The sequence below is a fragment of the Streptomyces sp. NPDC043867 genome, assembly GCF_056435845.1.
Genome location: NZ_JBWKDS010000014.1, coordinates 107109 through 112869 on the forward strand (window position 1 = coordinate 107109; position 5761 = coordinate 112869).

The 5761-nt window shown below is 70.4% G+C and carries 8 protein-coding genes; 6 read left to right on the plus strand and 2 right to left on the minus strand.

Translation table 11 applies throughout. The features are described 5' to 3' along the window. Positions 1-129 precede the first annotated feature (129 nt). Positions 130-612: a VOC family protein gene (locus AC069T_RS16385; protein ID WP_478783389.1), complete on the minus strand. Its 483-nt coding sequence runs from the start codon at positions 610-612 to the stop codon at positions 130-132. A gap of 65 nt (positions 613-677) precedes the next feature. On the opposite strand from AC069T_RS16385, the gene AC069T_RS16390 reads away from it, so the two are divergent. The 4 genes from AC069T_RS16390 (at position 678) to AC069T_RS16405 (ending at position 3493) form a co-directional block, all read left to right on the plus strand. Then, positions 678-857, plus strand: coding sequence for a hypothetical protein (locus tag AC069T_RS16390; RefSeq protein WP_478783390.1), 180 nt, complete (start codon positions 678-680; stop codon positions 855-857). A 45-nt stretch (positions 858-902) separates the two neighbouring features. Beyond that, a complete protein-coding gene (locus AC069T_RS16395) occupies positions 903-2111 on the plus strand; it encodes an epoxide hydrolase family protein (RefSeq protein WP_478783391.1) in 1209 nt (402 codons plus the stop codon). Positions 2112-2235: 124 nt separating this feature from the next. After that, positions 2236-2889: an ATP-dependent Clp protease proteolytic subunit gene (locus tag AC069T_RS16400; RefSeq protein WP_358856002.1), complete on the plus strand. Its 654-nt coding sequence runs from the start codon at positions 2236-2238 to the stop codon at positions 2887-2889. 1 nt (position 2890) lies between these two features. Continuing rightward, positions 2891-3493: a ClpP family protease gene (locus tag AC069T_RS16405; protein ID WP_478783392.1), complete on the plus strand. Its 603-nt coding sequence runs from the start codon at positions 2891-2893 to the stop codon at positions 3491-3493. A 121-nt stretch (positions 3494-3614) separates the two neighbouring features. Here AC069T_RS16405 and AC069T_RS16410 read toward each other — a convergent pair whose 3' ends face one another. Next, entirely contained in the window at positions 3615-4082 is a 468-nt protein-coding gene (locus AC069T_RS16410; RefSeq protein ID WP_478783393.1) for a helix-turn-helix domain-containing protein, read from the minus strand. A gap of 311 nt (positions 4083-4393) precedes the next feature. Between AC069T_RS16410 and AC069T_RS16415 the strand changes: the two genes are divergently transcribed. Both AC069T_RS16415 and AC069T_RS16420 read left to right on the plus strand, forming a co-directional pair. Further along, a complete protein-coding gene (locus tag AC069T_RS16415) occupies positions 4394-4621 on the plus strand; it encodes a DUF5133 domain-containing protein (RefSeq protein WP_476751128.1) in 228 nt (75 codons plus the stop codon). 105 nt (positions 4622-4726) lie between these two features. Continuing rightward, entirely contained in the window at positions 4727-5623 is an 897-nt protein-coding gene (locus tag AC069T_RS16420) for a SigB/SigF/SigG family RNA polymerase sigma factor (protein ID WP_478783394.1), read from the plus strand. Positions 5624-5761 lie beyond the last annotated feature (138 nt).

Here is a 5761-nt window from a genome sequence, read left to right on the forward strand (position 1 = left end):
CCCGGGGGCCGGGGCATGGCGGAGGGGGGGGACAGGGGGGTGGGGCCAAAGGCGCGACAAACCACCCCGCCCCTCCCCCCAGGGGTGCGTGGGACCGGGGGCCTCCCCCCCCCCGGTTTTCCCTGTCCGCTACTCGCCGGCGTAGGCCCTCTCCAGGGCGGCCAGGTCGAGCTTGCCCATGGCGTACATGGCCTGGGTCGTACGCGCCGCCCTCACCGGGTCCGGGTCTCCGATCATGTCGATGAGCCGGGCCGGGAAGACCTGCCAGGACAGCCCGAACCTGTCCTTCAGCCAGCCGCAGGGACCGCCCTCGCCGCCGTCCTCGGTGAGCCGGTTCCAGTAGTAGTCCACCTCCTCCTGGTCCGCGCAGGGGATCTGGAAGGAGATGGCCTCACTGAACGTGAACTGCGGGCCTCCGTTCAGAGCGACGAACTTCTGGCCGTTGGCCTCGAACTCGACGACCATCACGGAACCCGCGGGTCCCGGCCCCGCGTCGGTGTAGCGGCCGACCCTGCCGAGCCGGGAGTTCTTGAAGACCGAGACGTAGAAGTCGGCGGCCTCCTCGGCCTGGCCGTCGAACCACAGACATGTGGTGAATCCGTCGGTGGACATGCGGTACCTCCTCGGGCGGGAACCTCTTCACCTGTTTCGACCGATCCTCGTCCGAAAACTCATCGGTGGCGCGGGGAGCGCCGTACGCGGCAGAGGCCGTACGGATCACCCGGCCGGTGGGCCCCGGTGGCTCCACGCCAAAGACCCGGCACGCGGTGAACGACGGGCAGTCCTCGGTGACGCTCGTCGCGGCGGGTGGGCGGATGCCGCTCGTACCGCTCGGCGAGGCGGCCCGCGCCCCGTGAGAACGCGCGCGGGCATCGGACCGCGTGCCGATAGCATCCGCGGACATGAGCACGCCGCAGGACACCACGCCTCTCGTCCGCCCCTTCCGCATCGACATCCCCGAAAGCGATCTGGACGATCTCCGGCAGCGCCTCGACCGTACGCGCTGGCCGGACCAACTCCCCGATGTGGGCTGGGCGTACGGAATCCCGCGTGACTATCTGCGGGAACTCGTGCGGTACTGGCGGCACGACTACGACTGGCGGGCTGCGGAGGCGCGGCTCAACGAATGGCCGCAGTTCCTCACGGAGATCGACGGAGCCACGGTCCATTTCGCGCACATCAGGTCCCCGGAACCCGACGCGACTCCGCTGATCGTCACCCATGGATGGCCCGGTTCGATCGTCGAATTCCTCGATGTCGTGGGTCCCCTGACCGATCCGCGGGCCCATGGCGGCGACCCCGCCGACGCCTTTCACGTCGTGCTGCCGAGCATTCCCGGATTCGGCTTCTCCGGGCCCACACGGGACACCGGCTGGGAATTCCGGCGCGTGGCCCTCGCGTTCGCCGAGCTGATGCGGCGCCTCGGCTATGAGCGGTACGGGGCACAGGGCGGCGACTGGGGCGCGGCCGTCTCCCGTGAGCTGGGCCGGATCCGCCCCGAGGACGTCGTCGGCGTCCACCTGAACCTGCTGCCCGCGGGGTCCGCGACCTGCGAACCGTCCCCGGAGGAACTGGCCGGGCTGACCCCCGGGGAACGCGAGCGGACCCTCTTCTCCTGGGAACGCGGACAGCGATGGGCCCGTGAGGAACAGGGCTACGCGGACATCCAGGCCACCCGGCCGCAGACACTCGCCTACGCGCTGACGGATTCACCGGTCGGTCAACTCGCGTGGATCGCGGAGAAGTTCAAGCAGTGGACGGATTCACGCGAGCGTCCCGAGGACGCCGTCGACCGCGATCAGCTCCTCACCAACGTGATGCTGTACTGGCTGACCGGAACAGCCGGTTCGTCCGCCCGCCTCTATTACGAGCGCGCGCACGCGGACTACTGGGGTTCGCCCCCGGACCCGTCGGCCGCACCGACCGCGCTCGCCGTCTTCCCCCACGACAATTTCGTCCCGCTGCGGCACGTCGCGGACCGGACGAACAGGATCGTACGGTGGACGGAATTCGACCGCGGCGGGCATTTCGCCGCGATGGAGGAACCCGATCTGCTGGTCGCTGATGTGCGGGCGTTCTTCCGCCGGTTGCGCGCGAAGCGGTCCGGCTGAGCGAATCCCCGAAGCCATCTGCTCCTGGCGAATCTGCTGCGGGCAGAGAAAGTCGATGCGGTGGCGCGGGCGGGCCGACAGTGGAGTGCGCGGCGACGGCCGCCGCCCACGACAAGGAGGACCCATGACGCCACTCATCACCGGCTGGGACCCGGCCCTGAGGCCGCGGGGCGAGGACGGAGACACCCCCGCGACGCGCTTCGACGACCATCTCGCCGCGCAACTGCTCGGGCAGCGGATCGTCTTCCTCGGCACCCAGGTCGACGAGGTCTCCGCGAACCGGGTCTGCGCCCAGCTGCTCCTGCTCTCCGCGGAGGACGCGCGCACCGACATCAGCCTCTACATCAACAGCCCCGGCGGTTCGGTCACCGCCGGTCTCGCGATCTACGACACCATGCGGCTGATCCCGAACGACGTCTCCACGCTCGCCATGGGATTCGCGGCGAGCATGGGGCAGTTCCTGCTCAGCGTCGGCACGCGCGGCAAGCGGTTCGCGCTGCCGAACGCGCGGATCATGATGCACCAGCCCTCCGCAGGCATCGGCGGTACCGCGGCCGACATCGAGATCCAGGCGCAGAACCTGGAGTTCACGAAGAAGGCCATCGAGCGGATCACCGCGGAGCACACCGGGCAGAGCGAGGAGACGATCTCCCGGGACGGCGACCGCGACCGCTGGTTCACGGCCCAACAGGCATTGGAGTACGGGATGGTCGACCGGGTCGTGGAATCCCTCGACGACGTCCGGCCGGCCGCGTCACGTCCACGGATGGGGCTGTGACATGGGTTCCTACACGATTCCGAACGTCGTCGAGCGGACGCCGCAGGGTGAGCGGTCCTACGACGTCTTCAGCCGGCTGCTCTCCGAGCGGATCATCTTCCTGGGTACGGAGATCGACGACGGCGTCGCCAACGTGGTCATCGCGCAACTCCTCCACCTGGAGTCGTCGGGCCCGGAGAACGAGATCGCGATCTACCTCAACTCGCCCGGGGGCTCCTTCACCTCGCTCATGGCGATCTACGACACGATGACGTTCGTGCAGGCGCCTATCTCCACGTTCTGCGTCGGGCAGGCGGCGTCGACGGCCGCCGTGCTGCTGGCCGGCGGAGATCCCGGACGGCGGTTCGTACTGGAGCACGCGCGGGTCCTGCTGGGCCAGCCCGCGAGCGGCGGACGCCAGGGAACGGTGTCGGACCTCAGCCTCCAGGCGAAGGAGATGCTGCGGATCCGTTCCCAGGTGGAGGACGTGCTCTCCCGGCACACGCACCACGACGTGGCGACCCTGCGCGCGGACATGGACCGCGACAAGGTCTTCACGGCGCAGGAGGCGGTGGCGTACGGGCTGGCCGACGAGGTGCTGAGCCGCCGGCTCGCGCGGGTCTGACACTGCACCTCCGTGCCGGCGGCGCGGCATCCCGCGAGCCGTGCCCGGCGGGGCGGCGCGGCGGCGGCCCGCGCCGGCGGGCTCGTGCCGCGGACCCGCCGGAGCGTCGGCCGTCGGCTCGTCAGGCCGCCAGGCACATGCCGTTGTACGGCGACGCGGACGGCGTGCGCCCGCTGTGGCCGCGGGTGCCGGCCGGCCCGGCCTGGGCGAGGCGGACGAGTTCGCCCTGGGCCCGGGACAGCAGATCGGCGAGGCCGAGCCCGAGGGCGCGGGCGGCGGCCGCGAGGACCTCGGAGGAGGCTTCCTTGCGGCCGCGCTCCAGCTCGGAGAGGTAGGGCATCGAGATCCGGGCCGCGTCGGCGACGTCCTTGAGCGTCCGCTCCTGGGCGAGGCGCTCGCGCCGCAGCACATCACCGACGAGGTCGCGCCACAAGGGCTCCTTGACCGTCGGCCTGCGGCCGGTCGGGCCGTGGGGCGTACGGACGGGCTGCGGCCCCTGCGGTGCGCGCCCCGGGGCCGCGTCCGGCGACGGTCCCGCCGCCGGACGCAGGTGGAGGACGCGGGCTTCGTTCGGCATGTGGTTGCTCACCGCCTCAGGGTAGGAGCGCCGGGCGGGCGAGGACCGGGGGTTCCGCTGTCGGTGGAACCGCGTCGTACCACGCGGCCGGCGGCAGCAGCGTCTTCCTCGCCCGGGCCCACGGCTGTTACGAGCGCCGGGACCCGGCCACCCCGCCGGGCCCGTGGGCGGAGGACGAGCGGGACGCCACCGGCCGCGAAGGGCTCCCCGGATGCCTCGGCTAGCCGGCCCGGCGTAGGGCGGCGAAAGCCGGGTAGGCGCCGTCGAGAGCGATCGCCGGTGACGGCCGATCACCGTCACCGACCTACCCCATGGAGAACACAGTGCTGATGGCCCACCCCGCGGTCCTGACCAACCTCGTCGAGCAGTACGACACGCTGCGGGTGCTGCACGCCGAGGGCGGCAGTGCGGAGGTCCGGCAGCGTATGGACGATCTGGCCTACACCCTGTGCGTCGCGACCGGCACCAAGCACGTGGACGCGGCCCTCATCGCCGCCCGCTACCGGCTGCCCGGAGCCCGCACCGCCGACGACTCCGTCCTCACGAGCTGACGGCACGTCAGAAAGTTCTCCGGAAAAGACAGACATGCGCCGGGACTTACGGGGTAGCCGCGGAACACGATGCCTGGAAGGGCGACTAGTTTCGTGGGAGAGGTAATGGACACCGTCACCGCCGTGAGCCGGTCGAAGGTCAGCCAGGAGTCCGCCCGGACCGGAACTGGTCGGGACGAACTGCCGGTCATCGAGGATCCGCGTGCCGTGGCCCCGCGCGATGCGAGGGAGTTGTCCCGCCAGTTCTTCCGGCGCCTGACGGAGCTAGAAGAGGGCACGCAGGAGTACCAGTACGCGCGCAACACCCTGATCGAGATGAACATGTCGCTGGTCCGCTTCGCCGCGGGCCGCTTCCGTCACCGCGGCGACGACCTGGAGGACATCGCCCAGGTCGGGATGATCGGCCTGATCAAGGCCATCGACCGGTTCGAGATCTCGCGTGAGGTCGAGTTCACCTCGTTCGCGCTGCCGTACATCGTCGGCGAGATCAAGCGCTTCTTCCGTGACACGACGTGGGCGGTGCACGTGCCGCGCCGTCTTCAGGAGCTGCGGGTGGAGCTGGCCAAGGCGCGGGAGGAACTCTCCAGCCGGCTGGACCGGGACCCGAGCGTCGCCGAGCTGGCCACCCTCATGAACCTGCCCGAGAACGAGGTCGTCGAAGCCCAGATCGCCTCCAACGGCTACAACTCCTCCTCCCTGGACGCCGCGCTCACGGGCGAGGGGAACCAGGACGGCGAGGCCGTCCTCGCCGACTTCATCGGCGTCGAGGACGACGGCATGCGCCTCGTCGAGGACTTCCACACGCTGGCGCCGCTGGTGGCGGAGCTCAGCGAGCGCGACCGGCAGATCATCCACCTGCGGTTCGTGGAGGAGGCCACCCAGGCGGAAATAGGAGAACGCCTCGGCTGCTCCCAGATGCACGTCTCGCGGCTGATCAAGCGGATCATCGCCCAGCTGCGCACCGGCATGCTGAGCGACCTGAACCGCGTCGAGCGGGCCTGACACCCCGTATCTCCGCCGCAGCGACCGAACGGCCGGTGGGGGCGGCACCCAAAGGGTCTGGGGGGGGGGGCCAGGCGTTCTGGGGTGGGGGAAGAGGCCCCCATACATCTTCCGGTGAGCCACTTTTTTCTTTTTTGG

Bases quoted from the DNA above. Each gene is read 5' to 3' on its own strand.
- AC069T_RS16385 (WP_478783389.1), bottom strand. From the start codon at position 612: ATGTCCACCGACGGATTCACCACATGTCTGTGGTTCGACGGCCAGGCC.
- AC069T_RS16395 (WP_478783391.1), top strand. From the start codon at position 903: ATGAGCACGCCGCAGGACACCACGCCTCTCGTCCGCCCCTTCCGCATC.
- AC069T_RS16400 (WP_358856002.1), top strand. From the start codon at position 2,236: ATGACGCCACTCATCACCGGCTGGGACCCGGCCCTGAGGCCGCGGGGC.
- AC069T_RS16405 (WP_478783392.1), top strand. From the start codon at position 2,891: ATGGGTTCCTACACGATTCCGAACGTCGTCGAGCGGACGCCGCAGGGT.
- AC069T_RS16420 (WP_478783394.1), top strand. From the start codon at position 4,727: ATGGACACCGTCACCGCCGTGAGCCGGTCGAAGGTCAGCCAGGAGTCC.